The organism is Acetivibrio clariflavus DSM 19732 (genome assembly GCF_000237085.1).
GTDB classification, from domain to species: domain Bacteria; phylum Bacillota; class Clostridia; order Acetivibrionales; family Acetivibrionaceae; genus Acetivibrio; species Acetivibrio clariflavus.
This window is the reverse complement of the sequence record NC_016627.1, coordinates 1,105,426-1,130,825: the sequence shown is the minus strand read 5'-3', so window position 1 is coordinate 1,130,825 and position 25,400 is coordinate 1,105,426. Positions and strand designations below refer to the sequence as shown.

22 protein-coding genes and 1 other annotated feature are annotated in these 25,400 nt (G+C 34.0%); of the genes, 4 read left to right on the top strand and 18 right to left on the bottom strand.

The window, feature by feature from the left end:
• Nucleotides 1-646: 646 nt before the first annotated feature.
• The 7 genes from CLOCL_RS04715 to trpB all read right to left on the bottom strand — a co-directional run bounded on the left by CLOCL_RS04715 (nt 647) and on the right by trpB (nt 8,780).
• The gene (locus CLOCL_RS04715; protein WP_014254267.1) at nt 647-1,042 is read right to left on the bottom strand and encodes a hypothetical protein; all 396 of its coding nucleotides are present in this window, start codon (nt 1,040-1,042) and stop codon (nt 647-649) included.
• Between the two features lie 441 nt (nt 1,043-1,483).
• Nucleotides 1,484-2,782: a hemolysin family protein gene (locus CLOCL_RS04710; RefSeq protein WP_014254266.1), complete on the bottom strand. Its 1,299-nt coding sequence runs from the start codon at nt 2,780-2,782 to the stop codon at nt 1,484-1,486.
• A 405-nt stretch (nt 2,783-3,187) separates the two neighbouring features.
• Complete coding sequence (locus tag CLOCL_RS04705; protein WP_276324627.1) at nt 3,188-5,554, bottom strand: AAA family ATPase; 2,367 nt, start codon at nt 5,552-5,554, stop codon at nt 3,188-3,190.
• A gap of 305 nt (nt 5,555-5,859) precedes the next feature.
• Nucleotides 5,860-6,144 (bottom strand): helix-turn-helix transcriptional regulator, encoded by a 285-nt coding sequence (locus CLOCL_RS04700; protein ID WP_014254264.1) that lies wholly within the window; start codon nt 6,142-6,144, stop codon nt 5,860-5,862.
• On the bottom strand, nt 6,137-6,502 hold the full coding sequence (locus CLOCL_RS04695) for a type II toxin-antitoxin system RelE/ParE family toxin (RefSeq protein ID WP_014254263.1): 366 nt from the start codon (nt 6,500-6,502) through the stop codon (nt 6,137-6,139). The genes CLOCL_RS04700 and CLOCL_RS04695 overlap by 8 nt, the downstream gene beginning before the upstream one ends.
• Nucleotides 6,503-6,832: 330 nt before the next feature.
• Nucleotides 6,833-7,603 (bottom strand): tryptophan synthase subunit alpha, encoded by a 771-nt coding sequence (gene trpA, locus CLOCL_RS04690; RefSeq protein WP_014254262.1) that lies wholly within the window; start codon nt 7,601-7,603, stop codon nt 6,833-6,835.
• Entirely contained in the window at nt 7,596-8,780 is a 1,185-nt protein-coding gene (trpB, locus tag CLOCL_RS04685) for a tryptophan synthase subunit beta (protein ID WP_014254261.1), read from the bottom strand. Before trpB ends, trpA begins: the two co-directional genes overlap by 8 nt.
• An 82-nt stretch (nt 8,781-8,862) precedes the next feature.
• Nucleotides 8,863-9,108 (bottom strand) — a binding site (T-box leader).
• Nucleotides 9,109-9,526: 418 nt separating this feature from the next.
• On the opposite strand from trpB, the gene CLOCL_RS04680 reads away from it, so the two are divergent.
• The 3 genes from CLOCL_RS04680 (at nt 9,527) to CLOCL_RS04670 (ending at nt 12,907) form a co-directional block, all read left to right on the top strand.
• A complete protein-coding gene (locus CLOCL_RS04680; protein ID WP_014254260.1) occupies nt 9,527-11,614 on the top strand; it encodes a sodium-translocating pyrophosphatase in 2,088 nt (695 codons plus the stop codon).
• A gap of 263 nt (nt 11,615-11,877) precedes the next feature.
• Nucleotides 11,878-12,600, top strand: coding sequence for an AzlC family ABC transporter permease (locus CLOCL_RS04675; protein ID WP_014254259.1), 723 nt, complete (start codon nt 11,878-11,880; stop codon nt 12,598-12,600).
• A gap of 4 nt (nt 12,601-12,604) precedes the next feature.
• On the top strand, nt 12,605-12,907 hold the full coding sequence (locus CLOCL_RS04670; protein ID WP_014254258.1) for an AzlD domain-containing protein: 303 nt from the start codon (nt 12,605-12,607) through the stop codon (nt 12,905-12,907).
• Between the two features lie 313 nt (nt 12,908-13,220).
• Here the strand turns inward: CLOCL_RS04670 and CLOCL_RS04665 are convergent, their stop codons facing one another.
• Both CLOCL_RS04665 and CLOCL_RS04660 read right to left on the bottom strand, forming a co-directional pair.
• Nucleotides 13,221-14,141 carry a metallophosphoesterase gene (locus CLOCL_RS04665; RefSeq protein WP_027622655.1) on the bottom strand — a complete coding sequence of 307 codons (921 nt, stop codon included), beginning with the start codon at nt 14,139-14,141 and terminating at the stop codon, nt 13,221-13,223.
• Nucleotides 14,142-14,296: 155 nt separating this feature from the next.
• The gene (locus CLOCL_RS04660; RefSeq protein WP_014254256.1) at nt 14,297-14,677 is read right to left on the bottom strand and encodes a ribosomal maturation YjgA family protein; all 381 of its coding nucleotides are present in this window, start codon (nt 14,675-14,677) and stop codon (nt 14,297-14,299) included.
• 323 nt (nt 14,678-15,000) lie between these two features.
• Between CLOCL_RS04660 and trmB the strand changes: the two genes are divergently transcribed.
• Nucleotides 15,001-15,672 carry a tRNA (guanosine(46)-N7)-methyltransferase TrmB gene (trmB, locus tag CLOCL_RS04655; protein WP_014254255.1) on the top strand — a complete coding sequence of 224 codons (672 nt, stop codon included), beginning with the start codon at nt 15,001-15,003 and terminating at the stop codon, nt 15,670-15,672.
• 7 nt (nt 15,673-15,679) lie between these two features.
• Here the strand turns inward: trmB and ybaK are convergent, their stop codons facing one another.
• The 9 genes from ybaK to CLOCL_RS04610 all read right to left on the bottom strand — a co-directional run bounded on the left by ybaK (nt 15,680) and on the right by CLOCL_RS04610 (nt 25,058).
• Complete coding sequence (gene ybaK, locus CLOCL_RS04650) at nt 15,680-16,174, bottom strand: Cys-tRNA(Pro) deacylase (protein WP_041714938.1); 495 nt, start codon at nt 16,172-16,174, stop codon at nt 15,680-15,682.
• Between the two features lie 126 nt (nt 16,175-16,300).
• The gene (gene yyaC / locus CLOCL_RS04645; RefSeq protein ID WP_014254253.1) at nt 16,301-16,891 is read right to left on the bottom strand and encodes a spore protease YyaC; all 591 of its coding nucleotides are present in this window, start codon (nt 16,889-16,891) and stop codon (nt 16,301-16,303) included.
• 420 nt (nt 16,892-17,311) lie between these two features.
• Nucleotides 17,312-17,512, bottom strand: a complete 201-nt coding sequence (locus tag CLOCL_RS04640) for a cold-shock protein (protein WP_014254252.1) — start codon at nt 17,510-17,512, stop codon at nt 17,312-17,314.
• 152 nt (nt 17,513-17,664) lie between these two features.
• Nucleotides 17,665-18,630 carry a tRNA dihydrouridine synthase gene (locus tag CLOCL_RS04635; RefSeq protein WP_014254251.1) on the bottom strand — a complete coding sequence of 322 codons (966 nt, stop codon included), beginning with the start codon at nt 18,628-18,630 and terminating at the stop codon, nt 17,665-17,667.
• 398 nt (nt 18,631-19,028) lie between these two features.
• Nucleotides 19,029-20,279 (bottom strand): L-lactate MFS transporter, encoded by a 1,251-nt coding sequence (locus CLOCL_RS04630; RefSeq protein ID WP_014254250.1) that lies wholly within the window; start codon nt 20,277-20,279, stop codon nt 19,029-19,031.
• A gap of 397 nt (nt 20,280-20,676) precedes the next feature.
• The gene (locus CLOCL_RS04625; protein WP_014254249.1) at nt 20,677-21,336 is read right to left on the bottom strand and encodes an HAD-IA family hydrolase; all 660 of its coding nucleotides are present in this window, start codon (nt 21,334-21,336) and stop codon (nt 20,677-20,679) included.
• A 202-nt stretch (nt 21,337-21,538) separates the two neighbouring features.
• Nucleotides 21,539-23,197, bottom strand: a complete 1,659-nt coding sequence (locus CLOCL_RS04620) for a ribonuclease J (RefSeq protein WP_014254248.1) — start codon at nt 23,195-23,197, stop codon at nt 21,539-21,541.
• Between the two features lie 263 nt (nt 23,198-23,460).
• Nucleotides 23,461-24,861: a nickel-dependent hydrogenase large subunit gene (locus CLOCL_RS04615; RefSeq protein WP_014254247.1), complete on the bottom strand. Its 1,401-nt coding sequence runs from the start codon at nt 24,859-24,861 to the stop codon at nt 23,461-23,463.
• Nucleotides 24,840-25,058: a hypothetical protein gene (locus CLOCL_RS04610; RefSeq protein WP_014254246.1), complete on the bottom strand. Its 219-nt coding sequence runs from the start codon at nt 25,056-25,058 to the stop codon at nt 24,840-24,842. The genes CLOCL_RS04615 and CLOCL_RS04610 overlap by 22 nt, the downstream gene beginning before the upstream one ends.
• Nucleotides 25,059-25,400: the final 342 nt, after the last annotated feature.

The window sequence follows — 25,400 nt, the reverse complement described above, 5'->3', positions numbered from 1 at the left end:
AATATTTACACATTAGAAAAGGAGATTACAAAGAATTAAAAATTTGGAAAGGAAAATGCGCTAAGACAGCATAGTTTTATGATAATATTGCTTTACATAGTTGTTTATCTGCAATTTTACAATCACCTCTTATTAAATTTTTGTAAAGCAACCTTTATTTATACTGCTTTAATATAAATCGGAAATTCTTAAGACATATATTAGCATTTTTTATTAATTTTTTTATAAATGAAAATTTTTTTTATCAAAACATTAACAGAATTATCTTCACGAAACAGCCGCAGTATTAAGAAGTTTTATTTTATCTTCTGTTTTTATTTATATTTGTCAATTATGAATTGCTTATAGTTTAACTATTTAGCAAAAATAATAAGAGCCGTCGTAAAGGTATTAACCTTTTTGACAGCTCCTTTCATCGTACTTATAGTACATAGAGTTTTTTCACGAAAGAGGTACTCTTTATATAAAAGAATTTTTTCGCATTTATCAGGACTTACCGAATTTCTCCAGAGATATCTTGTGTCTATGCTTACTTCGCACCTAGACCAATTCTTCATTGTTACTGACAGATATTTCCTGCCTGGTTTATATAGCTTCTTTTTATCAATCTATTTACTATTTGATTCCTATTTCCACCTTTTTACAACTATTCACAGTCACTTTCTATATTATCCAGTTCTGCTTTAGAACCTTTATAGTTATCGCCGTAATAACATTCTACAACTTTGATTTTACCGATAATATGCTTGTTAAACTCATCAAGTTCCTCTGCCGGAACCCATAATTCTTTATGTATAAACGCTCCCACAGTCTTAACTTCAAATTTTGATATGTACTCATCATCTATTTCAAACTCTGTCACAAAACCGGCATAATAGGGTGCACTTCTTGCATTCCACTCCCTTGCTATTTGACAAGCATACTCTTTGTTCAGTACAGGATAAAATATAGGTTGTTCCGGGAGTCTTGGCGGAAATTGGGTCATCCCTGACTGTTTAATCAATTCAAGCTCACGTACTCCAACGGGTCTGTATAACTTCATTGACGAAACTCCTCTCCATTTATAAGCACAAATTATTGATTTAACTTTTTTCTTATTCTTCTATTTTAATTGAACTTGCACCTACATTCAACATTTTACGCATGTTATTTACTTCTATTCTTTACTGCTTAGATTTGAACTAATATTATATTTCCTTTTTCAAATACGCCATAGTAATTAAGTCCAATTCCTATACAAATTATCGTAAATTATAAAAGAAGGAAGTGTCACTCATTGCTTCGTATTAATTTGCCAACACTTCCTATGTTTTATAAATATAATATACATATATAACAATGTACCCCAATATATAACATGGACATGACCGAAAATGCATACAAAATGTAATTTATTTTCCTTTAATTCTTTAGGAATTCAGAGATAAGGCAATTTTTATGCTGCTTCAAAAACTTTATAGATTATATGAAATGGTCACAGCAATTAAGCCTTACAAACTTTCACCTTTGCTACCCTTTTTTCGTCTACCTTATCAATTTTAAATACCAGACCGTTAAATTCAATGCTTGGTTTATCGTTTTCTTCCGGTATTCTTCCCAATTGACCAATAAGGAATCCGCTTAATGTATCATAATCGTCGGTAGGAAGATCCACCTCTAAATAATCCCTAACAGTATCCAAACTGGTGGTACCGTTTATGATAAATGTGTTTTCGTCTATTTTTTCTATTTCTTTCTCAACTTCATCATCTTCGTCAAATATATTTCCAACTATTTCTTCAAGTAAATCTTCCAGAGTAACAATTCCCGCTGTTCCTCCGTACTCATCAATAATAACAGCCATATGAATCCTTTGTCTCTGAAGTTCCTTAAAAAGTTCATCTGTTCTTTTTGATGTAGGAACATAATAGGGTTTTCTTATAAGATTTCTCAAATCAAAATTATCTCTGTCGCCACCTTCAGCTATATATTTAATCAAATACTTTGAATGCATAATACCTATTATATTGTCAATAGTATCTTCATAAACCGGAATTCTTGAATATTTCTCCGTATTTATAAGTTCTATTACTTCATCTAAAGTTGCATCGACCGGTAAAGCTGAAATTTCAGTCCTATGCGTCATTATTTCTGAAACCACTTTATTGTTAAATTCAAATATATTATTAATCATTTCTTTTTCTGTTTCATCGATGGCACCTTTTTCTTCTCCGACATCTACCATCATTCGAATTTCTTCTTCAGTAACATTATCTTCTTCCTTGTTCGGATCGATACCAAATATTCTTACAATAGTGTTGGTGGAAAATGTTAGAAACTTTACAAAAGGCGATGTTACTGATGACAAAAAGTTTAATGGAGATGCAACCAGCATAGCAATAGACTCTGCTTTCTTCATTGCCACTCTCTTAGGTACCAATTCACCAAATACGAGAGAAAAATACGATAGCACTATTGTAATTAATATCACAGAAACATTTTTAAGTATTGAGTCAGGAATAGGAACTCCTGTAAGTTTTATTAAATCTACTAATCTTTCGGAAAAATTATCCGCTGCAAAAGCACTGGCAAAAAAACCTGCAAGAGTTATTCCTATCTGTATTGTTGCCAGAAATTTGCTGGGTTCATCCACAAGTTTCTTAAGTAAAACCGCTCTTTTGTTACCTTCCTCGGCCATCAATTTTAGTTTGGTATCATTCATTGAAATTAGCGCAATCTCAGAAGCAGCAAAAAAAGCATTCAGCACTATGAGTATTATTAAAACAAGCAGTTCGGTAAACAATATTTTCATCCTCCAGATAATTAGTTAAAAATAAATAAAAAAAGGCACAATATAACCATATCCCATGATTCACGGCCTTCTGTAAAAAGGAGTTTTTATCCGACTTTTTGTTTTTAATAAACCGCATAGTGCCTTACTACTTCGTATATGCCCCGGAATATCATCCATTCCTCGATCACCCCTACATTAACTTAATATTATGTTATTATATCATAATATATTACATATCATCAGGCCTTGTCAAGAATCCCAAACAAGTTATAAAATCCTTTATTATCCTTTATGTCATTTTTTCTTTTATTACCTTAATTAAACAGTTTATATTTTTATATCCTATTTCCCTTATCAAGAATACTTTATTTTATCCAAAATTAAATTAATAAATTATTATATTGATGTTGTAAATCACAAAGCATTAGCTCCTAATTCTTTAGACTTTTCAATATGAACATTGTCCATGAATTGCATTAAATCTATTACAGTTCTGCATATTTTCTTCAGCTCTTTCTCTGATATTGGATTAAATGTTATTTCTTGATTAGCTGGACTTCCATGACTAAACGAATCAGAAATCTTTGATATTACAATACTTAAATGATCTTTCCAGTTCTCCTTTGTTATGTCACCAACGTTCTGCAGATTTTTAAAATAATTTTTATTTTCATTCTTGACCCACTCAATCAAATCAGGGAGACCCGGTGTATACCCTATAGACTTGCTACTACTCAAATAACAGAATTTGAAACTTAGGAAGCTCTCCAAAACTACCCTTATATTATTTGGTATATAGCAAATAGCTGTATTATAATCCACTTTCCCATCAAGGTAATCTAAAATTTGCTGTAATCTATAATAGTAGGACGTATTAAAATTCCAAAGGGTCTTTGGCAAATTTCGTATCTGAGAAAATTTATCATACTTTATCTCATATAAATTGATTTGTTTGTCAGTAAACTTGTAGTTTATCAATATCTTTAAGAATTTCAGATTGTGGCTGCTGACAAATAATTGTTCTGCCATATGAAACTCGTTATATAACAAGTTTGCAGTATAAAACAATCTGTTTTCATCTAAGCTAGAGACGGGATCATCTATGTAGAAAGTGCATTTTTCATATTCTTTATTGTAATCTTTTTTTGGTCCTGCAACTTCGACTCTGACTTTACTCAAAAAATACGCAAGTGCAAGTGTCGTTTTCTCCCCTTCAGACAGAGAATGTTTTATTGACTTTTTTACTTTATTACTTTCTTTATATATAACCTCCAACGTGTCATCGATGTTCACTGAAAACCTAGTTACATTCAATTTCAGAAGATACTCATTAACATATTTTGACTCAAATTTCATTTTCCCTAACTCTTCTCTTAGCTTAATCTCCTTATTTTGTATCGCAGTTTTCAAATCATTAACTTTAGCCTCAAGTTCATTAATATATTTACCAGGCTCTTTCATTTTACTCATTTCAATAAATTCTATATAATACTTTTCTAGAAATAGATTTTTGATTTTAGATATTAACTGATTCTGGTTATTTTCATTATTTTCTATATAAGTCATTATAATATTTTTTATTGAATTATACTCATCAACTTTCTTATTATATTCATCGATAAGCAGTTCAATTTTTTCAAAATTATAATCTTTAACAATATTAGTCTTGGATTTCTTTTCCTCTAACAATCTCACTATGTTTTTTAGTTCATCTAATATAGAAGTTATAAGCTTTTCCTCAATCTCTAATTCATCTCTCTCACGTTTAATTAAAAATGTATATTTTCCAAAAATGTTATTAAGCCGATTTTCTCTTTTCTCCAATAAGTATTCAATTATCGATTTGATATAAGATATTTGTTCCTGAAGTTCATTTTGGAAAGATTCGAATTCTCTATTAAAGAAACTTTCATATTCCATTATCAAGGATTTGAATACAGTGGTAATATCTGTATTACAAAGAGGACATATTACAGGTTCCTTTGAATCTGAAAGAAGTTTGTATCCGTTCATCAACCATTGCTGGGATTCTTTGCCACCAATAATCTGCGATATTCTCTCTATTTTCTTTAAGACACTTTCATTAGATGTTGCTATTATATTCTTTTTTAGTATTACTTGCAAATTATTCTTGTTAATAAAAATAGGTTTTAACATAATTTTGGATAATAAAAATATATCCTCTTTATTGTTATTAAACTTTGAAATATTAAGTTTTATTACATTTTCTTTTATATCTTCATCTATATGCTTTAATTGACGAACTTCTGAAAAATTAATTTTCCTATAATCAATAGTTAATCTTGTCCCTTCAAGCTCTTTTACTTCATTATATTTATGCTTGATCTTAGTAGATACTGTCTTTTCAATATCCGTAATCTTTTTTAGTTCTTTTTCCTTTTCTTCAAGATCTTTTTTTAATTCCTCAATTTCGCTGTTAATCTTTTTTATTTCTTTATTCTCCAGCCTAATGTTGCTAGGAACATTAAAATTTTTTACTTTAACACTTGAACCTTCATCTCTCAAATTGTTAGTAACAAAATTAGCATTAAAGACATAAATTTTATGTTTAGGAAATACTCCTTTTTTACACTGTTCATTTTTATTATCGATATTAAACTCTATAACTGTGTCATTATCGAATAGTTCATCGGCAATTTCCTGTTTATATTCCTCATCTTCCACTTCCGAATATAAACAAAACAACTTTGACAACATTGTTTTACCAGAACCATTTTCCCCGTATATAAAATTGAACTTTTTGAAATCTGATAGATAAATTATTTAAATCTAAAGACTTATAGGAACCAGCATTATTAAGTTTGCAAATTTTTGTAATCATTCCTATCACCTACTTACATTAAAATACCATATTATATAATGGTATATTTCTTAACATTTTCCAAAAATCCTTCTCAAAAATTACATTATATTAAATTTCTAGCCATATCAATCTAGCTTTTAAATATAGTATGTTAATCATTGATTAATTCAATGACCGCTTTTCACCTTCAAAAAAATTAGGTACTGAAACCTCAGTACCTAATTAATCACTCCTACTAAAATTAAAATAAATTCTATATTCATCATTTCAATATCACTTGTATTTCCTTTCCAAGGCAATGAGCAACTTTAATCAAGAAATCTAATGATGGGTTATATGTTCCACTCTCCAATCGACTAATATTGGATTTTTGAGTACCAACCCGTAGTGCCAACTCTTCTTGAGTTATATTTTGGCTTATTCGTGCTTCAATAATTTGATAAATTATTTCATAGCGCGGTTTTAACTTTTCGTATTCCTTTTTGAATTCTTCATCTTTCATTAAAAGTTCTTTTACTTCTGAAAATTTCACTCCAGCTTTACTCATTATTACACCTTCTTTCATAATCTTCTTTATAACGCAGTGCTCTATCCAGTTTTCTTTGTGGTGTTTTTTCTGTTTTTTTCGTAAATCCATGAAGCATTACAAAAGTATTATTATGGTATGTAAAGTAAAAAATTCTTCCAATATCTGATGCAAACTTTACTCTCAGTTCAAAAAGTCCCTTGTACTTTGCACCCTTTATAGGTTTTACATAAGGTTCCTTTAAATTCAATCCATGTTTTTCAAGCAGTTCTATTTCACTATATGCTTTTGCGCGCATTTTCGGGTCCAATGAAAGTAAATAATCAAGTACAGGTATATTTCCGTTTTCCTTTTTGTAAAATTCCACTTGCCATTCCATAATACATCTCCAATATTTATTCAATATTAGTGTATATCATGATTCATAATTATGTTATCATATATGATAACCAACTTCAAGAGGTATATCATATTAAAATAAAACACTAGTCCTTCCATAATAAGCCAAAAACCTATTCATTAAAATAGTAATTGTTAAGTTTTTGGAATAAACAAATAGAATTATTATGTTTTCATAACCTATCTGCTTTATTCTCAATTTTTTAATTTGCTCTTTTCGTAATTCTATTTAATAAATCAACAAAAAGCATACATTTTATGTAGCACACTAATATAAAAGTTAGCGGAATTTTATGATTTAATTTCCAGTCTATCTTATGGCTTTTATCATACTTTTTACATACTCCTCAACATGGGGTACACACTCAAAACCATACTGGGCAATAATTTTTACAATTGCACTTCCAACAATTACACCATCGGAAATTTTGCTCATGGCTGCCGCCTGCTCCGGTGTCGATATTCCAAAGCCAATTGCACACGGAATATCTTTAACTTCTTTTGCAATTTTTATCATTTCTTCGATATTGTCTCCCAGTTTTTCTCTTACTCCCGTTACACCCATTGAGGAAACACAATATATAAAACCTTCTGCTTCTGCTGCTATTTTGCGAATGCGTTCATTAGACGTCGGTGCAATCATGGATATGAAAGTAACATTATATTTTGAGCAATAGGGCAAAAGTTCCCCTTTTTCCTCATAAGGAATATCAGGAACAATTACTGCATCCACCCCTACTTCCTGACATTTCTTCATAAATTCATCAGTACCGTAAGTAAAAATCGGATTTGCATAGGTCATAAATGCTATTGGAACATTACATGACCTGCGAATACTTTTTACCATATCAAACACTTTATCGGTAGTAGTTCCAGCCTCCAATGCTCTATTATCCGCTTCCTGTATAACCGGACCTTCTGCAATGGGGTCAGAAAAGGGTATACCCAACTCAATCAAATCGGATCCTGCCTCAGCCATTTTAAGCACTAACTTTTCCGTTATATCCAGTGACGGGTCTCCTGCAGTAATGAACGGAATAAATGCCTTTCTGTTTTTAAAAACCTGTTCTATTCTATTCATATATATTAACCCCCCTGTAACGTGCTATAGCAGCAACATCCTTATCTCCTCTTCCGGATAGGCAAATTACAATAATTTGATCTTTATTCATGCCTGGTGCAATTTTTTTAGCATAGGCAACGGCATGCGCACTCTCTATAGCCGGTATAACTCCCTCAACCCGTGACAGGTATTCAAAAGCTTCTACAGCTTCAGCATCTGTAACAGGAACATATTCCGCCCTGCCCATATCGTGTAAATTTGCATGTTCCGGACCGATACCGGGATAGTCAAGACCTGCTGAAATTGAATATACGGGTGCAATCTGACCATACTCATCCTGGCAGAAATATGACTTCATTCCGTGGAATATTCCCAACTTACCGGTGGCTATTGTTGCTGCTGTCTTACCGCTGTCAACACCATGTCCTGCTGCCTCGCATCCAATTAATCGCACACTTTTATCTTCTATAAAGTTATAGAATATTCCCATTGCATTACTGCCGCCTCCAACACATGCCAAAACCACATCGGGAAGCCGTCCTTCCTTTTGCATTATCTGCTGCTTGACTTCACGGCCTATTACACTTTGAAAATCACGCACAATTGTGGGGAAGGGATGAGGTCCCATTACAGATCCCAATACATAATGAGTATCACTGACACGTTTTGTCCATTCACGCATGGTTTCATTTACTGCATCCTTTAGTGTTTGAGTTCCGCTAGTCACTGCATGAACCTTTGCACCCAGAAGTTCCATACGGTAAACATTTAGCGCCTGTCGTTCCGTATCCTCCTTACCCATGAATATCTCGCATTCAAGGCCCATAAGAGCTGCTGCAGTGGCTGTAGCAACACCGTGCTGTCCGGCACCCGTTTCTGCAATAACACGGGTTTTCCCCATCTTTTTTGCCAAAAGCACCTGTCCCAGTACATTGTTAATTTTATGCGAACCGGTATGATTGAGATCCTCTCTTTTTAGATAAATCTTGGCACCACCCAAATCTTTAGTCATTTTTTCCGCATAATACAAAAGCGACGGACGGCCTGCATAATTATTGAACAAATTGATCAGTTCCCTATTAAATTCCGGATCATCCTTAAAATGATTATAAGCTTCCTCAAGTTCAATCAATGCATTCATCAATGTTTCCGGAACATACTGACCACCATGTTTTCCGAATCTTCCTTTAGACATGTTCATCCTCCTAACTTTTATGATAAAAGCCTTTATAAACATTACCATTCTTACACATATCAAAAAAAGCTTTTATCCCTCTATAAGGGACAAAAGCCTTAAGCTTCTGCGGTACCACCCAAATTGACGATAAAACGTCCTCTCATTCTGTATACTAACATATACACCCTGCTGGTAACGGATCGGGCCTCCGTAAGCGCCTACTTTTTTTCAATTTCGGGCTTCCCTCACAAGTCCATTCAGAATAAACTTTGTAACCGCATTCTCAGCAGCTAGCGGCTCTCTTATACAAATATTTATTCCTACTCCTCTTGATCATAGGTTTAAATATTATTCTGATTACATATTATATTAGCATCATCAAAATATTTTGTCAATAATGCAAAAATGTAGAACAATACATAATACGCAGTATTGTAAAATGCAAAAAAATTTTTATAGTTATCAATTAATTTATGGTTGAATAAAATAAGCATATATCCGATAAATTACTATGATAAAACTTAAAGCAAAATATTAGCCTAATGTACAAAATTTAATACAATTTTTTACTCCTTTATAAATTAAGTGTATTAAGTTTTTTAACTATATTTATAAAAGGGACATAATTACATATAAATACATAAATGTAAAGTTTCTGTAATTATTTAAAAATAAATGGCTGATATTGAATTTGAACAATATATACCGTTGTAGTAAAATATTGAAATTAAAGGAGTTTATAATTATTAAGGAGGTCAGCGCATATGTTTGAAATCTCTACTCAAACGGTTCAAATGGCATCTCTGTTAATCTCTATTCTAGCTCTCGCTTTTGCAGTCTGGCTGTATACGTGGGTTAAATCACAACCTTCATCAAATGCCAGAATTGCTGAAATAGGCGAGTATATACGTCAGGGTGCCAATACCTTTTTGAAACGCGAATACCTTATTCTAGCACGTTTTACAGCAGTAGCAGGTGTTCTGATAGTATTACTGCTGCCAAAACCTATTTGGAACACCAATAATATTTCCGAAAACATCTTTATGGCTGTTTCGTATGTTTTCGGTACAGTTTTATCAGCTCTTGCAGGAAAAATAGGTATACAAATTGCTACAATAGCAAATATAAAAGCTGCAGAAGCTGCAACTAAAGGTGTTAAACCTTCCTTTATGACAGGATTCCGCGGTGGCGCTGTAATGGGAATGGCTGTTGTCGGCACCAGTCTTCTCGGCGTAACTTTGGTTATATGGCTTGTAGGTGATGCTAGTGCAGTTCTTGGCTTTAGCTTTGGAGCAAGTTCACTGGCTCTTTTTGCAAAAGCAGGTGGCGGAATTTTCACGAAGACAGCCGATATCAGCGCTGACCTTGTAGGTAAGGTCGAACTGGGTATTGAAGAAGATGACCCTAGAAATCCCGCTGTTATAGCCGATAACGTAGGAGATAATGTCGGCGATGTTGCAGGAATGGGAGCAGACCTCTTTGACTCCAATGTTGCTTCTATGTCAGCCGCCCTTGTTATGGCCACCTCATTAGGAGGAATAGCCGGCAAAAACGTGGCAATGGTATTTATCTATGCAGCTATCGGACTTCTGTCTTCAATAATTGGTGTAGCCACTGCCCGTATCGGTGAAAAAGGTGACCCTAGCAAAGCCCTTAACACTTCTACTTATGTGACAACAGGAATTTACGCTGTATTAACAGCTTTATCCACATATATTTTCGGTCTGGAATGGCGTATCTGGGGTGCTACAGCTATCGGGCTTATAGTAGGTACTATAATCGGTATTACCTCCGACTATTTTACAAACGATGCAAAGCCAATCGTTCAGGCTGTTGCAAACGCTTCAAAGTCCGGACCTGCCTTTACTATTCTTTCCGGATTTTCTTACGGTTTGATCAGTGCTCTCCCGGCATTAATAGGTATAGCAGTTACTTCTTTAGCAGCATACTATATTTGCGATCCTTTAGGTCCCGGTTACGGTATGTTTGGAATCTCTATGTCAGCCGTAGGAATGCTTTCCATAGTGGGTATGATTATTTCAAATGATGCTTACGGACCTATAGTTGACAATGCCCGCGGTCTTGCAGAAATGGGAGGCTTAGGTGAAAAAGTTATTGCCATAGCCGATGAACTTGATTCAGCCGGAAATACTGTTAAAGCTGTTACAAAAGGTTTCTCTATCGGTGCAGCCGGGCTTACTGTTATTGCACTTCTGGGTGCTTTCATGAGCGAAGTGAATACTGCAGCAGCAGAACTCGGTTTAGAAACTATCAGCCACTTTGATATAATGAATCCTGCTGTATTTTTCGGACTTATTGTTGGAATTGCAATTCCTGCAGTTTTTTCAGCCATGCTTATGCTAGGTGTTGATAAAAATGCACAAAGAATGGTGGAAGAAATCCACCGTCAATGGGAATCAATTCCGGGACTGAAAGAAGGCAAGGAAGGCGTAAAGCCAGACTATGACAAATGTATAGACATTGCAACTACCGGTTCCCTTAAAGAGTTAATACCGGCAGGACTGACAGCTATTATTGCAACTATTGTGGTAGGCTTTATAGGCGGTGTTTCGGCTATCGGTGGATTCCTTACCGGTAATATAGCTTCCGGACTATTACTTGCACTGCTCATGTCCAATGCCGGTGGACTTTGGGATAATTCCAAAAAGTACGTTGAAGCCGGAAACTGTGGCGGAAAAGGTTCACCCGCCCACAAAGCTGCCGTTGTTGGTGATACTGTAGGCGATCCTTTTAAAGATACTGCAGGCCCATCCATAAATACACAAATAACAGTTGTGTCACTGGTGGCATCCTTGTTATCGACATTATTCCTGCTTTACTCATTATTCTAAAAATCGCTTAAAAAATAATTATAAAGAGCAGCTATTTCTTATAAAAGAAATAGCTGTTTTTATTTATGCAGGTATGTACAAAAAAATAGTTATCTTATTAATAAAATAAGATACTGCCAATCATAATAGCAAAAAGCACTAGATAATTTTATCAAATGGTATTATAATATTCTACATGTTTGGAACCGAATATTTGCCATATCTGCAAGTTTACACAGATATAGGAGTTACCGGAAATAATTATGGGAGGAGTTCTTTAATATATGAATACCTATTTACCTTGCAAAAAGGAATTTGTCTACGGGTTTAAAAAAGGCTTTCCTATTGCATTGGGATATGTGCCCGTTTCTTTTACCTTTGGCTTAATGGCCGTTAATGGAGGTATTTCTCCCCTAATGGCAGTATTTATTTCTTTGACAAACCTAACCAGCGCAGGGCAATTCGCAGGTACAAACCTCATTATAAACAATGCCGGGCTTTTTGAAATAACCATGACTACTTTTGTTATAAATATACGATACATACTTATGTCTCTTTCATTATCTCAAAAAATAAAACCTGATACTTCTCTAACCCAAAGACTTATTTTCGGATTTGGCATAACAGACGAAACTTTTTCAATAGCATCTATGGAAGAGGGAAAACTGTCCTATTCCTATATGATAGGATTAATTCTGGGACCTATAATTGGCTGGAGTTTGGGTACAGCTTTAGGTGCATTTACCTGTTCAGCACTGCCCGATTCCATTAGCAGAGCAATGGGTATCGCTTTGTATGCCATGTTTATCGCAATTATCGTGCCGCCGGCAAAAAAATCCCGGCCCATTTTGATGATTATAGTTATTTCAATAGCAATAAATATTCTGCTTAAATATATTCCTCTATTCAGTTTTATTTCCAGTGGATTCAGAACTATTATATCTACAATTATGGCTGCCGGAATAGGTGCTTTCCTATGGCCGCTTGAAGAAAACAAAGAGGAGTAGAAATATGTCATATATTTTAATTGCAGTATTATTAATGGCTCTGGTTACATATATACCGAGGGTATTACCAATATCCATTTTCAGAAAAGAAATAAAATCAAAATATATAAAATCCTTCTTGCAGTACGTTCCTTATGCCGTTTTAGGGGCACTTACTTTTCCGGACATTTTTAATTCTACCGGCAACTACAAAACAGCCCTTTTCGGTACTGCAGTAGCTTTAATTCTTGCCAATATGGGAAAAAGTCTTGTAATCGTAGCACTAGGATCAATATTAACTGTTTTAATTACCGGAGTTTTCTTCTAAATGCTATCCCCAGGACTTTTTGCTTTTTAGTCTATAGACTCATCAGTTGCCTTGATATGAGAACATATACAAATATCGCCTCCGGTTCACCGGCAAAGTTCAATAGAATAGCTCGGCTAAGTTCTTCCCTGCTCATTTTTTGTTTACATTTCCTTGAAACACATTGGCAAAGCCGAGCGTATCATATTATCCTTTGCTAATATTTATTATCTTTACATATACCAAAAACATTAGTTGCTATCATTAATCCCGAAAAATTTTTACAGGCACTTAAAAAAGTATAAAATTAATGCTGATACTGAACGCAAAGAATTTAAACATTATTATATTTTTTATTCTCTAAATACTTAAAATAATTAATCAATTTTTCCGGACCTGCAATTATTTCTCTGTCCACAAACAACGTCCCATCTTTCTTGGTCTTTATGCTCCACCGGACAAGCGAAATATTTCCATCAGCAATCTCAATGCTTGTAATACCATAGGGATGAATACAGCTTCCATCGTTAAAGTAAGGCCAATCCCCCAACTCCGGAAACATAGGTCTGTGGGTATGCCCCGCAATAAGTATGTGTTTCTCTTTTTTCACCCAATCAATTAATTTGGACTCTACTGATGCTTTCTTCTTATAATTTTTTGCTGCACTGATGGGGTCATTTACTCCCAGCAATTCAAGCGGTCTCCATACATACCTTACCAGGAACCTGCTTAATCTCCATAATCTATCATTCATAAGGCTTACCTGATGTCCATGCACTAAAAATATTCTTTTTCCAAAAAGGGTATGTTCCAAAATCAATCCTTCATGAAACTTTACCTTATCAAACAATGAAATATTTGCCTTTTCTCTTTTATCCATAAATCTATACTTACTGCACTTGGCAAAACCACTAAATTTCTTTACAATGTCGTGATTCCCATAAATAAAATAAGCTCTGCCGGAATCAATAAATTTGGACAGCAAAAAAAAGACATCACTGTGTTGATTTACTATCTCAGACAGTTCATAGTTCTCCCACAGTTCGTCCCCGTCTCCCAATTCAATGTAAGTATAATTCATATCATAATAATAGTTTAATGCTGCATAGTAAATATTTTTATTTTTCGAAAAGCTATCTGCCCAGCTTCCATCTCCTCTGTGACAATCACTCATAATAGCTATTTTAGATAAGTCATCAAAAGGAATACATTCTGCTTCTCTAAAAATTCTCGATAGTTTCTGATGCTCATACATAGTTAACATTTCATAAAAGCCTGCCTCAGCTTTAAATATGGAAAATAATCAATACCACATTTAAGTTAACTTCCTTTTATAATACTATTCAGAAGCAAGCCATCATGTTAATTGCAGAAACTTTTGAAGCATCAGCCTATTGAGCATCGAACCGGTTATGACCTTCCGAGAGAAGGTTCTAATTTTCTCTCCCAGAAAATTAAAATAATTGAGCCAATAAAATAACACAAAATATCTTTTACATCAAAGGATGTTCCCAAAACGGTGGCCATAAACTTATTGTCCTTCAATCCCAGCTTGTCTACAAGATGAAAATACTGAGTTATCTCTACAAAGACGGCAAGCAAAAATAAATACACCGGGAGAAATTTTATAGTTTTTTGTACAATACTGCGTATAAACGAATACATTAAAACAATTACTAATATATCTCCAATAAAAGGTCTTATAATTTTATCCCTGACAAAAAGAGCAATGAATACTTCAATAGCTAATAGAATTGAAAAGACAATAATATACTTTAAATTTACTTTCATTAATGAAATCCTCCAATATTTATTCTAAAAACAACCAAAGTCCAATATGGATTCTCTAAAATTATACAATACTATATAAAATAATTCATCCGAATAGCTTTTTCGTTTCAGTAATATGAATTCATTACTAACAAATAATGTTTTAAGCAAAAAATAGTTGCATTTTTAATTAAACCAGTCTAAAATTAACACGGTAAGCCCATTTCAAAAAATAAGCCTTTAAATATAAAAAAACTTAACCAAATATAAATTTTTGAAAGGGCAATTGCGTAAGTTTTTTTCAATAATCCAAACGACATATAATTGATCAAGCGAGGTATGATATGCGTTTAAGAAAGAAACCTTGGGCAAGACCTGAATTGGAAGCATGCGAATTTTTTGTTAAAAATCCGAAAGAATACAAAGGCAAATGGCAATCAGTATTTGGTAATTCCAATGAAATATGGCTGGAGTTAGGATGCGGAAAAGGAGGATTTATATCAAAACTTGCATCTTCTAACCCTGATAAAAACTTTATTGCCATAGATATAAAAGATGAAGTGCTTGTTTTGGCAAAACGTAAAATTGAGGACGAATACGCTCGGGCCAATCTAAACCCAAGCAATATCCGCCTTATGGCTCATGAAATAATGTTAATACATCAAATCCTTGATCATAATGATGTTATAAATAGAATATTTATTAATTTTTGCAATCCGTGGCCTAAGAACTCCCACGTTGCCAGAAGGCTTACGCATCCCAATCAGCTTAACCAGTATAAAGTATTTTTAGCGCCTCACGGCCAGATTTGGTTTAAGACCGATAATGATATTTTATTCAACGCTTCAGTAAAATATTTTCAACAGTGTGATTTTAAAATAACCTTTATAACTGAAGACCTGCATGCCAGCAATTTTGAACAGAACATTGTAACCGAACACGAGCAAATGTTTACTGAACAAGGCCTCAAAATAAAATTTCTCATTGCTGAAAAAACTGTTTCAGCAGTAACATAATATAAAATTACAAATCCCTTTTGATTGCAACTTGTGCTGTTGTGCCGTTAATTAATTTCATAAGGTCGGAAGGTGCCAATTCTATTTGCTGCCCTATCTTCCCGGCACTGATAATAATCGTATCCAACTTTTCACAGGAATTATCCAATACTGTCTTATAACTTTTTTTCATTCCGATTGGAGAACATCCGCCACGGATATACCCCGTAACTTTATTGATATCAGCCACCTTTATCATTTCCACGGATTTTTCACCTACCGCCCTTGCAGCCGCCTTTAAGTCCAGTTCTTCTGCCACAGGAATAACAAAAACATAATATTCCCTGCTTGCTCCTTGCGTTACAAGAGTTTTATATACACACTCAACCGGCAATCCTATTTTATTCGCCACTGAAACACCATCAATCAATCCATCACTATGATCATAGGAATATGTATTATATTTTATTTTTGCTTTATCAAGAATTCTCATAGCGTTAGTCTTTGTCTTATCCACAGTCATTCCCGCTTTCTGTATATTATTTTAATTGAAATTAAAATGCAATTATCAAATCAAAAAAGGAGTTTATCGACTCCTTTTTTCTTAAAATATCTATTATAAAAATCTATTATATTCATCACCTATTTTTTATGCCGTCGCAAAAGAACTGATTCGTTTTGCCCTTTGCGGCTCCAGCTGCTTTTTATAAAGTACATACTTAATAGAATTAGCAGTAATTTCAGCCATCTTATATACCATTCCGAGGCTTGTGTTTTGAAGCATAATTTGAGGCATTATTCCTGCAATTGTGACAACACCGGAAAACGATATATCTCCTACCTCCGGTAAATCCTTACCAACTCCGCTTCCAGGCTTAATTGACCCGTTACTTAAACCAATATGTCCAATATGGTCAACTCTTCCGATAGATGCATCAACTGCAATGACAAGAGTATTATCAATATCGATTTTTTCCAAGGTCTCTTTAAGATTCATAGCATGTACAGGCTCTTCAATAGTACCGTAAACATCAAAATCATATATTCTGCACCTGGATAGCATAAAACCCACCAGCGGCCCGAAACTGTCTCCGGTAGAACGATCTGTGCCAATACATACAACAGCAATTCTATTGTACTTTTTGTCTATTTGATTGACTAAATTATAGGCTTCCTGATTCAACCTATATTGGCACATTTTATCACTGGTGTTAACATAAACCTTTTTTACTTTTAACATACATTTCTCCCCTAAACCAATACAATTCATAAAATTATTGAGATACTGTTTCTCTTTATTATTTATATTTTTTATAGTTTCATTATATAACAAAAACAAATAATTAAAAAGGTGCTATTATTATTTTTTTATAGTTATAATTTAAGGAGAGCTTTCGCTCTCCCTATTATTTCTGTCTATGCCGTTAACAAAGCTGCCCAAGTTACCACTGTCAACCTCCAGCTTTTCCACAATAAGTTATTTCTGTTTTATTGTCAATAAGCTTATATCAGCAGTAATCATACTTACACTAAAGGTAAACTCCAAGCTGCAATCCATATAAGACATTTTTTACTCAATCTTAATATATTAAATCAAGTACAGTTATTCACAAATTTTTTATGCTCTCTCCAAGGTCAAATCTGACAGTCCCGGTATTTATTATTGTGAAACACGCACATTTGCCGCTTGTGGTCCACGCTGTCCGTTTTCCAGGTCAAACTCAACTATCTGTCCCTCAACAAGAGACTTATATCCCTCTGCTTGTATTGCGCTAAAATGCACAAATACGTCATCTCCACCTTCTCTTTCGATAAATCCATATCCCTTTTCTGGACTGAACCATTTTACTTTCCCAACCATTTATTGCTATTCCTCCTTAACTTACCTATGTTTTATTCATATAAATAAAGTTTTTCTTACAACTTATTATGTCAATTCAACTATGAACTTATTCAATGGAGTTAAAAAAATAGAATAGCAATATTATTTTATAAAGTAATTTATATCCCTTTTTAAGAAAGAATTGCATCAGTCCATACAGAATCGGTGCCAAGTAACTGATTAACCAATTCCAGGTAATGCGATATATTGCGGCATTTTTTTAATTTCTTCATAAATTTGCCATCTTTGTTCAAATTAACACTCATGTAAGACCAAAATTCCATCATCTTGTCGCACAAATGTTTATCTCCTGAAACTCTGTTTCTATAATAATCAAAAATTTCATTATGAAAAGCCCGTATTATGTCTATTTTATTTTCCGGTGCTGCTATATTACCTTTAATTTCCGATGGAAGAAAAGGATTTATTAAAGCACCCCTTCCCAGCATAAAGTTTTCTACAAAAGGTATTCTCATGCTTATACGCTGGTAGTCTTCATACGTAAATATATCACCGTTATAAGTTATTTCATGTTTGCACAAAGATGCCATTTTTATAAAAGCTTCAAGATCCACATTTCCGTCATATTTCTGTACACCAGTTCTGGCATGTATTATCACTCCGCCTAAAGGATAGTCATTTAGCACTTCAATAACTCGCATGCCTTCTTCCGGACTTTCCATTCCTAACCTCATTTTAACCGTCACCACGTAGGAATTTCCGGAACAAGCTTTATCAAGGAAGCTTTTTATCATATCCGGGTACGGTAACATGCCTGCTCCCTTTTTTTTGCTTGTCACAGTAGGATAGGGGCATCCAATATTCCAATTTATTTCATAATATCCCAAATTTGAAATTGCCTCGGCAAAAACCTTAAATTGCATGCCATTATTTCCAAGAATTTGAGGAATAAGTTTAACGGCCGGATCATTGTTTTCCGGCAAAATGTCTTTCAGCAGTAATTTATTCACTTTATTTACTTCTGAAGTCGCAATAAACGGAGAATAATAGGCATCTATTCCTCCAAAATGCCTTGCAAAAGCATTTCTGTATCCGGCTACTGTCATACCCTGTAAAGGTGCTAAAAAAATCTTCATGCAAAACACTCTTTCATTTAATTATTTGAAGTGTGCTGGCTTTAACTTTTTATTTTGGAATTTTTATATAAAAGTCAGCTCTTCTTTAACTCTAAGAAGCACAATAAAATATACATAATTGAAGTATCAGCCACATGCAGCGATATTATACAATAATCATTCCCTTATAGCAAGCAAATTTGAAATCATCCCAGGCCATGTTATTCTAGCTCATCTATTCTTAATCAATTATGTTTTTTACTCCATCGAAAGCATATATCCTTTAAATCCGTCAATATGGATTTACAAAAACAGCATATATAGTATTTAGTTTAGATTGCATGATAAATTAAAAAGGTCTGATTCCGATACTATGTCGAAACCAGACCTTAATCTTTTTCAAATAAATTTATGCATTATTAATTTACTTTTTCTTTAGGTGCTTTAAGAGTCAAAACTATAACAAAGGAAATGGCTGCAGCAACTGCCGCAATTGCAAACGCTGTCGAGAAAGCCTTTATTTTACTCAACTCACCTACAATAAAGGCTGATGCAACAGCACCTATTCCAAAGCCGGAGAGTACTATTCCATATATGGTAGCAACATATTTAGTTCCATAAAAGTCTGCTGTAAGCGATGGAAATACACCAAGGAATCCACCGTAAGTAAATCCAACCACTGCGAACATAAAGAGAATTAAGGCTTTTGGAACAAAAGACAAAGCTATTATTGAAACCGCTGTTATAATCAAAAGAACTATAAGAGTATTCTTTCTGCCAAATTTATCTGATACCAATCCCCATATAAACCTTCCTAAAGAATTACAAGCTCCAATAATCAGAACTCCAGCTGCAGCAACCGATTCTGCCAACCCATTTGACAAACCGAATACTTTTGCCATAGGAATTACCATTGAACCTGCAGTGGTTGCAAACAATAATGCAGCAGCTGTTAGATAAAGCTGGGGTGTTTTTAATGCTTCAATAGGTAAGAAATTCTTGCTGTTCTGCCCATCTTTAGGAGTTGGAGGATTCCAACCGGCAGGTTTAAAGTCTTCCGGCGGATTCTTTATAAAAAAGGAACCTAATGTACAAATCACTATAAATACTACACCCAGAAGTCCAAAAGTCTTTAAAACTCCAAGGCTAGGAATTACTATTTCCGATAATTGAGTAAATATTACAGTACCTGCACCAAGGGCTGAAACAATAATCCCTGTTACCATACCCCTATGATCAGGATACCATTTTTGACAAACTGCAATGGTAGTTGTATAAACCATTCCCATACCTATTCCGCCCATGATACCATACGACAGCCAGAGAAGCCAAGGTGTAGAATTGGTTGTAAATTGGGCAAGTAAAAATCCGACTCCCATTACCAATCCACCAATAACAATAATTGTTTTTGGCTGAACTTTTCCTGATTGCTGACTTTTTCCTCCGGTAACACTTCCTACGGTAAGCATGCTCAATAACAGTGCATAAGCCAGTGTTCCATAAGTTGGCGACCAATTGAAAAGTGCATTGGGAGTACTATTTGTAATAATCAGATAAGATTGAAATACTCCCCAGATATAAGCTGTGCCGCAGCACATCTGAATCAAGATACCTGCAATCAAAGGTAAGACACGATTTTGTGTTTTAATTGGTGTGGAATTTTGGCCCATTTAATCACTCCTAAAAAAATTATTATGTTAAGAAGTATCATACTTCCAAACACTCAAATGCACTAAAAAATATACATAATTAATATATAACAGTATAATATATTTTGTACAGAAAAATTTGCAATTAAATAGATAAAAAGCAAAGAACAATAAATTTATCGAATTCAATTGATAATTTTCGTGAATAAATTTACATAATCTCTTTTTTAAATTTTATTTTATTTATGTAAATGTTTTTCCATAGCAGTTCAAATACAGTTATCGTTGTAATTAACATTATATATTGAACAAATAAAAATATTCAAAAAATACCAAGTAAAAAACAGCCCATTTATGCTGTTTTATCACTGCTTCCTGATTCATAAAATATCAACAATGTATGTAATAATAAAATTAATTAACCTATCAATACCTTACCAAGTTCTTCAACCGTTCCCACAATGGTTACTGCTCCTGCATTTTTAAGTTCCTCAAAACTTCCATATCCATAAAGTACACCAATTGAATCAATACCTGCTTCTTTTGCACCAAGTATATCTTCTTTTCTGTCTCCAACCATTACTGCACTATCCAAATCAACTATACCGGCTTTGTTTAGAGCATATCGAATAACATCACCTTTTCTGATACGGCTTCCATCCAATTCGCTCCCCCCTACAACATCAAAATAGTTTATGATATTAAAATACTCCAAAATCCTTACAGCAAATACTTCTGCTTTTGATGTGGCAAGCACAATTTTCCTTCCGCTATCCGAAATGCTTTTAAGCAATGATTCGATACCATCATATAATTTATTTTCATAAATTCCTATCTCTCTGAAATATTCTCTGAATTTTTCTACAGCTTCAAGGGCTTTCAAATCATCAAATCCAAATTCATTTTTAAAAATTTCTATTATTGGAGGTCCAAGATGTCTAAACAAGTCTGCTCTATTGTAATCGGTTATTCCAAATGCTTTTAAAGCATACTCTATGGAATTTACTATTCCTTCACCCGACTCGGTTATTGTTCCGTCAAGATCGAATAAAATTATCTTTTTATTTTTAAAATTCATATCAATTTACCTCCGAAGACATTTCACTCTTTTTAATACATCACACATATTATATCATTACTGAGCTTAAAGCTATCGTTATTTTAAACCTCTCTTTTCTCTAACAATTAAAACGGCTATAAATCAGCTAAAAAAATATTCTTACATACTAAAAAGCCATGCAGAATATTCTGTACGGCTTTTATCTATTGAAATAACATCTCTAAATTTCTACAATTACAGGAATTATCATAGGGGTGCGATTGTTTTTTTGATAAATATACTCTCTCAGCGCCTCTTTTATTTTGGTCTTTTTTGAATGCACATTCTTGCTACTGCTTTTTTGTATCGCTTCCAGGCATATCTGTTTCAACTCACTCATAAACTCTTCCGATTCTTTTATACTTGCAAATCCTCTTGTTAAAATATCCGGTTCGTTGATAACGGCACCGGTTTCTCTTTGAATTGTTGCAACAGCTATTATCATGCCGTCTTCAGAAAGATGTTTTCTGTCTCTCAATACCACATTACCCACATCTCCAATACTAAGTCCGTCAACAAGCACTTTACCTGAAGGAACTCTTTCGCCAAATTTAAACCCGGAACTATCAATCTCTAGTACCTGCCCGATTTCCATAATTAAAATATTATTCTCATCCATTCCAATACCTTTTGCGAGATCGGCATGTTTTTTCAAATGACGGTATTCTCCATGGACAGGCATGAAATACTTTGGATTTACCAGTTTATGTATCAGTTTAAGCTCTTCCTGACAGGCATGGCCGGAAACATGGACCTCTGCAAGGGATTCATATATAACCTCTGCCCCTTTTTTAAACAGTTCATTTACAACATAGGATACAGATTTTTCATTTCCGGGAATAGGAGTTGAAGAAATTATAACCAAATCACCGGGAACAATATCAACTAATTTGTATTCTCCTGCTGCCATTCTCGATAATGCTGACATAGGTTCTCCCTGACTTCCGGTGGTAATAATTACCAACTTGTCACCCGTGTAATTTTTAGTTGACTCTATATTTATAAGAGTTTCATTAGGTATAGTTAAATAACCAAGTTCCATTGCCTTGTTGCATACATTAATCATGCTTCTGCCGCAAAAAGCAATCTTTCGGTCATATTTTACTGCTGCATTTACAATTTGCTGAATTCTATCGATATTAGAGGCAAAAGTTGCTATGATAATTCTGCTAGCTGCAGACCGAAACAACTCATCGAAAGTTCTGCCTATAGTCCTTTCGGACATGGTATAGCCCGGTCGCTCAACATTCGTACTGTCACACAGCAAAAGCAAAACACCTTCTCTCCCAATTTCCGCCAAACGCAACAAATCAATCGGACGACCAGAAATTGGCGTATAATCGACCTTAAAATCCGAAGTATGTATAATAGTACCAACAGGAGTATATATAGCTAAAGCCATGGCATCGACTATACTGTGTGTCGAATTTATAAATTCTATTTTGAATGCACCCAATTCAATAGTCTGTCCTGCTTTTACAGGTATCAGCTCGCATTCCGACAATATACCGTGTTCTTCCAGTTTATTCTCTATAAGTCCCAAAGCCAGTTTACTTCCGAAGACAGGTACATTTATTTCTTTAAGTATATAGGGCAGACCGCCTATATGGTCTTCATGACCGTGAGTAATTACAATTCCCCTTAAGCGTTCCCTGTTTTTTGTAAGATAAGTTATATCCGGCAATACAAGGTCTATTCCCAACATGTCGTCATCGGGAAAGGTCGAACCGCAGTCCACTACAAAAATATCATCTTCGTATTCAAATACAGTTATATTTTTCCCTATCTCGCCCAATCCGCCAAGAGGAATTACTCTTAATTTACCACTGCTTTTAGCCACAATAAACCTCCATATTCTGAATAACAGTAAAATCTCTCCCAATATGAATTATCTCCAGTATTTCAACATAAATTCATTTAAATTAAAACAATTTAGGGTTTACTGGGCCATTAAATATTGACATTATTTCCTGTCATCACTGCTTCAGAAAGTTTTATTTCCGACAGTAAAAACTTTCAATCGAAAATAATAAATCTATAATCACCTCCTGTGAAATTAAGGATTAGTCCGACAAAGATACATTACAGAAAAACAAAGATAATCTATGGTATTACCCTTATAGTTTTTACATATTCTCCTTGTGAATACACGTCAGTTGCACACGACACACAAGGATCAAAGGAACGTATAATTCTACCCAGCTCAACAGGATTATCAATATTTTGTATTGAAGTTCCAACCAATGCCTGTTCTGCAGTTCCCATTATACCATTATTAATATGTGTCGAAAGATTCCATGCTGAAGGAGTTATAATACGGTAACAGTTGATAATTCCGTTGTCTATCTTAAGCCAGTGACACAAAGCTCCCTTAGCTGTATCAATGTATCCTGCACCTTCCGAATGAATGGGAATGACATATTCTTTTTTATAAGGTTTGCTAATGTGCAAATTCTCAAAAAGCACATCAACAATATCAACTATCTTTTTAGCTTCTAAAACCCTGGCAATGATTCTATCCATTGTGGAGGTCCCATTTCTATAATCCCCACTCAGCCATTGCCTTGCCAGAGGTCCCACTTCACAGGGTAACCCATTATACCTTGGTGTTTTAATCCATAAGTATTCATCACTGTTTCCTATCTCTTCATCGGTAATCATATCCATTGCTCCGTAGATTCCCTTTTTATCAATATAGCAGGAATAATCGGCTTCCTCCGTTATTTTACTTGCATCAAAAGCGCTTTCTTTTCCTTTTATATATACTCCGGGTTTTACATAGAGGGTCCCAAATTCTTTATATCCGTAAAAGCAGCCATAAGTAAGAAAGTTACAGCAACCGCTGCCAATTTTATAATAATCGCTATAGTAATGTGAAATGACAAAGGCATCGGGTATCATCTTTTCAGTTATAAATTGTCTAATTCTATGCAAAAAAGACTTTATTGCTGTTATCTTATCCTTTGTAACGCCTCCAACAAAAGTTCGATTGTTATGAGATATCTTTTCACCTAACAGAGCCAGTATTTCCTGTATACTTCGGGTAATATTCAGCGACTCGGAATAGTGTTCAGCAATTTCAAAGTTTTTATTTCTCGGAAGTCTGAAATCTTCACACTCGGCTTCCCATAAAGACATATTTTCAGTCAGTTTTACAAAATCAGTCAAAGTATATTGATAAAAATGCCTTATATGGTTTTGAAGAAAATCACAACCTTGAATAATATCTCTGAGGTATCTTTCCTGCTGGGATGGATAAATTCCAATTGCATTTTCCAATGCAAGAGATGATGCTACAGAGTGCGCAGTTGAACAAATTCCACATATTCCCTGTCTAGAGTAAATTGCATCAAGTAAGTTTCTGCCGCTTAGTACCTTTTTAGCTCCTTGAAAAAGCAATCCCTTTGATTTGGCCTTTACCACTCTATTATTGTCAATCGCAGCTTCAACCTGTATAAATCCGCTAACTCTCTCAACAGGGTTTAAAGCAATCCTTTGTGCCATTCCATTACCTCTCTTGTCATGTTGTATTTGATAAATAGATTTAAGTTTTTCAAACACCCTGTAAGACTAACCCAATTGGAATTTCCCCTTTTTAAAGTACCCTTACGGATTCTTTTTCCCACTTTAATTGCAAAGATAAATATCCCCATAAATTTTGCTGTGAACATAGTACATGCCCGTACGGTAATTGTACTCAAAAAGGCTGCTCCCTCCTTGTTTATAATGATTTATAAAATTAGTAAACACTTTATAAGTCTATTAAACTTATGCAATAAATATACATATTTCCTACTTTTATTTTGATTGCCAAATTCGTTGAAATCCTCTTCAAGAAAGGCCGAAAGAAAAATATTGAGATATGTTACTGAATTTAAAACTGGAGAAAAAGAACTTAATTCTAGACATGTAAAAATATAGAAAAATACAAAGTAACCGGCAAAATACATAATAGGACTATTACCGCAAATAGCTTTCCAATTTTATATCAGCAAATCAGTTACCAAAACCAAAAATGCACTGCCAAATAATATTATTTCACA

What these genes read in the sequence shown, in the direction of transcription:
- CLOCL_RS04715 (WP_014254267.1), bottom strand. Translation starts at nt 1,042, where the DNA reads ATGAAGTTATACAGACCCGTTGGAGTACGTGAGCTTGAATTGATTAAA.
- CLOCL_RS04700 (WP_014254264.1), bottom strand. Translation starts at nt 6,144, where the DNA reads ATGAGTAAAGCTGGAGTGAAATTTTCAGAAGTAAAAGAACTTTTAATG.
- CLOCL_RS04695 (WP_014254263.1), bottom strand. Translation starts at nt 6,502, where the DNA reads ATGGAATGGCAAGTGGAATTTTACAAAAAGGAAAACGGAAATATACCT.
- trpA (WP_014254262.1), bottom strand. Translation starts at nt 7,603, where the DNA reads ATGAATAGAATAGAACAGGTTTTTAAAAACAGAAAGGCATTTATTCCG.
- trpB (WP_014254261.1), bottom strand. Translation starts at nt 8,780, where the DNA reads ATGTCTAAAGGAAGATTCGGAAAACATGGTGGTCAGTATGTTCCGGAA.
- CLOCL_RS04680 (WP_014254260.1), top strand. Translation starts at nt 9,527, where the DNA reads ATGTTTGAAATCTCTACTCAAACGGTTCAAATGGCATCTCTGTTAATC.
- CLOCL_RS04675 (WP_014254259.1), top strand. Translation starts at nt 11,878, where the DNA reads ATGAATACCTATTTACCTTGCAAAAAGGAATTTGTCTACGGGTTTAAA.
- CLOCL_RS04670 (WP_014254258.1), top strand. Translation starts at nt 12,605, where the DNA reads ATGTCATATATTTTAATTGCAGTATTATTAATGGCTCTGGTTACATAT.
- CLOCL_RS04665 (WP_027622655.1), bottom strand. Translation starts at nt 14,141, where the DNA reads ATGTATGAGCATCAGAAACTATCGAGAATTTTTAGAGAAGCAGAATGT.
- CLOCL_RS04660 (WP_014254256.1), bottom strand. Translation starts at nt 14,677, where the DNA reads ATGAAAGTAAATTTAAAGTATATTATTGTCTTTTCAATTCTATTAGCT.
- trmB (WP_014254255.1), top strand. Translation starts at nt 15,001, where the DNA reads ATGCGTTTAAGAAAGAAACCTTGGGCAAGACCTGAATTGGAAGCATGC.
- ybaK (WP_041714938.1), bottom strand. Translation starts at nt 16,174, where the DNA reads ATGACTGTGGATAAGACAAAGACTAACGCTATGAGAATTCTTGATAAA.
- yyaC (WP_014254253.1), bottom strand. Translation starts at nt 16,891, where the DNA reads ATGTTAAAAGTAAAAAAGGTTTATGTTAACACCAGTGATAAAATGTGC.
- CLOCL_RS04640 (WP_014254252.1), bottom strand. Translation starts at nt 17,512, where the DNA reads ATGGTTGGGAAAGTAAAATGGTTCAGTCCAGAAAAGGGATATGGATTT.
- CLOCL_RS04635 (WP_014254251.1), bottom strand. Translation starts at nt 18,630, where the DNA reads ATGAAGATTTTTTTAGCACCTTTACAGGGTATGACAGTAGCCGGATAC.
- CLOCL_RS04630 (WP_014254250.1), bottom strand. Translation starts at nt 20,279, where the DNA reads ATGGGCCAAAATTCCACACCAATTAAAACACAAAATCGTGTCTTACCT.
- CLOCL_RS04625 (WP_014254249.1), bottom strand. Translation starts at nt 21,336, where the DNA reads ATGAATTTTAAAAATAAAAAGATAATTTTATTCGATCTTGACGGAACA.
- CLOCL_RS04615 (WP_014254247.1), bottom strand. Translation starts at nt 24,861, where the DNA reads ATGGCACAAAGGATTGCTTTAAACCCTGTTGAGAGAGTTAGCGGATTT.